This is a genomic window from Blastomonas sp. UPD001, from assembly GCF_003426715.1.
Lineage (GTDB): Bacteria > Pseudomonadota > Alphaproteobacteria > Sphingomonadales > Sphingomonadaceae > Blastomonas.
In genome coordinates this window covers 1,234,646-1,238,540 of the sequence record NZ_QKVT01000001.1, presented here as the reverse complement: position 1 = coordinate 1,238,540, position 3,895 = coordinate 1,234,646, and the positions used below count along the sequence as shown (strand labels likewise).

At 68.2% G+C, this 3,895-nt stretch carries 6 protein-coding genes and 1 pseudogene; all 7 read right to left on the bottom strand.

The window, feature by feature from the left end:
* Window positions 1-589 (bottom strand): annotated as a pseudogene (locus DM995_RS06220) (metalloendopeptidase); the annotation flags it as partial.
* 4 nt (window positions 590-593) lie between these two features.
* A complete protein-coding gene (locus tag DM995_RS06215; RefSeq protein ID WP_116968844.1) occupies window positions 594-1,016 on the bottom strand; it encodes a 23S rRNA (pseudouridine(1915)-N(3))-methyltransferase RlmH in 423 nt (140 codons plus the stop codon).
* 30 nt (window positions 1,017-1,046) lie between these two features.
* Window positions 1,047-1,400, bottom strand: coding sequence for a ribosome silencing factor (rsfS, locus tag DM995_RS06210; protein WP_116970348.1), 354 nt, complete (start codon window positions 1,398-1,400; stop codon window positions 1,047-1,049).
* A 187-nt stretch (window positions 1,401-1,587) separates the two neighbouring features.
* On the bottom strand, window positions 1,588-2,229 hold the full coding sequence (locus tag DM995_RS06205; RefSeq protein ID WP_116968843.1) for a nicotinate-nucleotide adenylyltransferase: 642 nt from the start codon (window positions 2,227-2,229) through the stop codon (window positions 1,588-1,590).
* Window positions 2,226-2,510 (bottom strand): type II toxin-antitoxin system RelE/ParE family toxin, encoded by a 285-nt coding sequence (locus tag DM995_RS06200; protein WP_116968842.1) that lies wholly within the window; start codon window positions 2,508-2,510, stop codon window positions 2,226-2,228. The genes DM995_RS06205 and DM995_RS06200 overlap by 4 nt, the downstream gene beginning before the upstream one ends.
* A complete protein-coding gene (locus DM995_RS06195) occupies window positions 2,510-2,812 on the bottom strand; it encodes a CopG family ribbon-helix-helix protein (RefSeq protein WP_157973094.1) in 303 nt (100 codons plus the stop codon). Before DM995_RS06195 ends, DM995_RS06200 begins: the two co-directional genes overlap by 1 nt.
* Window positions 2,813-2,854: 42 nt before the next feature.
* Window positions 2,855-3,895 (bottom strand): glutamate-5-semialdehyde dehydrogenase (locus tag DM995_RS06190; RefSeq protein WP_232824111.1); only part of this gene is annotated, 1,041 nt, incomplete at its 5' end.

Genomic DNA, 3,895 nt, shown 5'->3' with positions numbered 1-3,895 from the left:
AGGCGAGCTGCTGGCGGCCCTTGCGCTGGAGCGCCGCGGCGCGGGTCGCCTGGCGCGCGAGATCGCGAGAGCGGGCGATGTCCTGGCGCAGCGCCGCCGTCTCCGCCTCGACCCTGGGCAACGTGGTGGCGAGCACCGCACGCACGCGCACCATGTCGTCGATCGATCCGGGCTGGACCAGAGCGAGCACGGTGGGCCGCCGCGCCATGGATTGCAGCGCGGCGGTGAGCCGGGCGAGCGGCTGCTGACGCGCGGCGAGACGGGCCCTTTGTGCGCGCTGCAAGGTCGCGATGATCTTCACCCGCGCCTCGGCGGCGGCAATCTCGGCTTCGGCCTGCTGCACGCGCGAGGCGACGACGCGCGCTTCGGCGCGGGCCTTGTCGGCCTCGGCCACCGCGCTGTCGGCCTGGCGTTCGAGCGTGGCGCTGCGCCGGGCTGCGGCTTTCGCATCGGCGAGCGCGCGGGCGAGCGCGGTGCGTTCCTGGTCGAGCAGGTTGACCGGACGGACGGGCGCGGCGGCGCTGCCGGGAAGGGCGGTGAAGATCGCGGCACCGGCGATCATCGCCAGACCGAATGAGCGCCGCCGCATCACCTCAACCCTCGCGATGATAGGGATGACCGGCGAGGATGCTGGTCGCGCGATAGAGCTGTTCGGCGAGCATCGCGCGCGCCATCATGTGCGGCCAGGTCGCCTTGCCGAACGCGATCAGCAGATCGGCATTCGCGCGCTCCGCATCGTCGAAGCCGTCCGCCGCGCCGATCAGGAAGCGCGTCTCGCGCACGCCATCGTCACGCCAGCGGCCGAGCTTCTCGGCGATTTCCATCGAGGTCAGCTGCTTGCCGAGTTCGTCGAGCATCACCGTGCGGCTACCCTGCGGCGCGGGCGGCACGCTGCCGCCGCGATCGGGCAGTTCGGTGACCGCCAGCGGCCACTGGATGCGCTTGGCATAGCGCTGCACCAGCTCGGCCTCGGGCGACCGGCCGATCCTGCCGCGCGCGATGATGTGCAGGCGCATGCTGCCTCAGCCCCCCGGCCTGTTACAGGCTCAGGCGTTCGGAGCCTCGGGCGCGTCGCCAAAGGCCCACATGCGTTCCAGATTGTAGAAGCTGCGCACCTCGGGGCGGAACAGGTGGACGATGACATCGCCCGCGTCGATCAGCACCCAGTCGGCATTGGTCAGCCCTTCGATCCGCGCGCTGCCGCCGGCTTCCTTGATCCGCTCGGCCAGCTTCTGCGCCATCGAGGCGACCTGGCGGGTCGAACGGCCCGAGGCGATCACCATGAAATCGGCGATGTTGCTCTTTCCCGCGAGCGGGATCGAAACCACCTCCTGCGCCTGATCGTCGTCGAGCGACTGCATCACCAGCGCGTGCAGCTTGGTCGCTTCGGCCAGTTGCAGATCGGTGGCCGACGGGGGCGGGCTGGCAACCGATGGATGGGCTTGAGAAAGATTGGTCAATGGAGCTCCTTGCACAAAGGCATCTGAAAAACGAACGCGGGCCCGCAAAAGTTGCGACAGCGCCCGATGAACATGGGCGGGTTGAAGGACATGTCCTGGGGGACGGGCGGAGTGGCGGGACCGGCTGTCACGCAAAGACCTGCCGGGTTACTGTATCGCGCACGATGGTGTCGGCGTAATCCAGAAACCAGTCGGGATCCTGACGGCGCAGGGCCGTGGCGGATCGCGGATCAGGACGAAAGCGCATCAGCACAAGCGCTGGCAAACTCCATCGTGTCCAGTCTCTTGCCTGGCTGCGGGGACGGACACGATGCCCGAACCAGGCCATTGCGGGGCCCGAAATGGCAGCGCCATCATATCCCGGACGCGCGACAACTGCAATCGGCATTTGCCGCGCGATCGTGCGCCAGTCCTTCCAGCGGTGGAATCCCGCCAGATTGTCCGCGCCCATGATCCAGACGAAATCGCGTTTCGGGTAGCGCGCCTTGATCTTTGCAAGCGTCTCGACGGTGTAGCGCGTGCCGAGTTCGCTCTCGATTCCGGTCGCGCGAATCCGGCTGCGCCGCGTCATCGCGTGCGCCGAGGCGAGCCGCGCCTTGAGAGGGGCCATGTCGCTTGCCGGCTTGAGCGGGTTGCCCGGGCTGACCAGCCACCAGATCTCGTCGAGCCCCAGCGCCTCCATCGCGAACAGGCTGATCGCCCGGTGCCCGCGATGCGCCGGGTTGAACGACCCGCCCATCAGGCCGGTGCGGACAGGGCGGCCCTTCATGGTGCGATGCTCCAGTCCTGGCGCTCGTGAAGGACGCGCAGGATGTGCTTGCCCTGTTGGCTCGTGCGATAGATCATCAGGAAGGGTGTTCGTCCCAGGCGCCATTTGCGGTGATCCGCCGATCCGACCGGCGTGCCGATCTGCGGATATTCGGACAGGCGGGCGATGGCCTTTTCAAGCGCGCTGACCAGATTCAGTGCATATCGGGCGTCGTCGTCGAGCGCCTGCCGGTAGATGATATTGAAATCGTCCTGCGCGCGCAGCGACCAGGTGACGCGCATCACGCAGCTTTATCTTGCTCTTGCTGGGCTTTGGCGTCCTGCTCGGCAATCTTGGCCTTGGCTTCGGAGCGCAAGTTGGCGACCCACTCTTCCATCTGCTCCTGCGTCAGGAAGCGGCCGGCGGCGATGTCGTCCTCGCCCTCTTGAATGAAGTCCATCATCGCCACCTCGGCGCGCACCATCTTCTCGATTGCGCGCGCGGCGAGCCAGGAGCGGCTGCGGCCCTGCGCCTTGGCGACGCGGTCGACCAGTTCCATGACCTCGGGATCGATACGGGCGGTGATGATCTGCGACTTGCTCATGCCCCATGTATACATTGTATACGTGTGGGCTGCAACCGGCGCTCAGGCGCGGATATGGCCCTCGCCGTCGACCAGCCATTTGTAGGTGGTCAGCCCCTCGAGCGCGACCGGGCCGCGCGCGTGCAGCCGCCCGGTGGCAATGCCGATCTCGGCACCCAGGCCGAATTCGCCGCCATCGGCAAACTGGCTCGAGGCATTGACCATCACGATGGCGCTGTCGACTTGCGACTGGAAGCGCGCGGCGGCGACCATGTCGCTGGTGATGATCGCATCGGTATGGCCCGAGCTGTGCCGCGCGATATGCTCCAGCGCGCCGTCCAGCCCCTCGACGAACGCGACCGAGAGGATCGCGTCGAGATATTCGGTGTCCCAGTCCTCTTCGCTCGCGGAGACCGCGCGCGGCTCCAGTTCCATCGCCATGTCGTCGCCGCGCAGTTCGCAGCCTGCATCGGCGAGCGCGGCAAGAAGGGGGGCGGCATGCGGAAAGTCCTGATCGATCAGCAGCGTCTCCATCGCCCCGCACACGCCGGTGCGGCGCAGCTTGGCGTTGAGCGCGATCGCTTCTGCCATGGCCGGGTCGGCGCTGGCGTGGACGAAGCTGTGGCAGATGCCGTCGAGATGCGCGAGCACGGGGACGCGCGCATCGGCCTGGACGCGTGCAACCAGCGACTTGCCGCCGCGCGGGATGATGAGGTCGATCGCGCCCGCCGCCGCCAGCATCGCGCCGACCGCCTCGCGGTCCTGGGTCGGCACCAGCTGAACCGCGCCCTCGGGCAGGCCCGCTGCGGCAAGGCCGCGCGCCAGGGCGGCGTGCAGCGCGCGGTTGCTGTGCATCGCCTCGCTGCCGCCGCGCAGGATCGCGGCATTGCCCGACCGAACGCACAGCACCGCAGCATCGACGGTCACATTGGGGCGGCTTTCATAGATGATGCCGATAACGCCGATCGGCACGCGCACCCGGCGCAGCGTCATGCCCGCGGGCGCGGTGCGCCGGTCGATCTCCTCGCCCACCGGATCGGGCAGCGCCGCCACTGCCTCGACGCTGTCGGCGATCGCGGCGAGCCTGGCGTCGTCGAGTTTCAG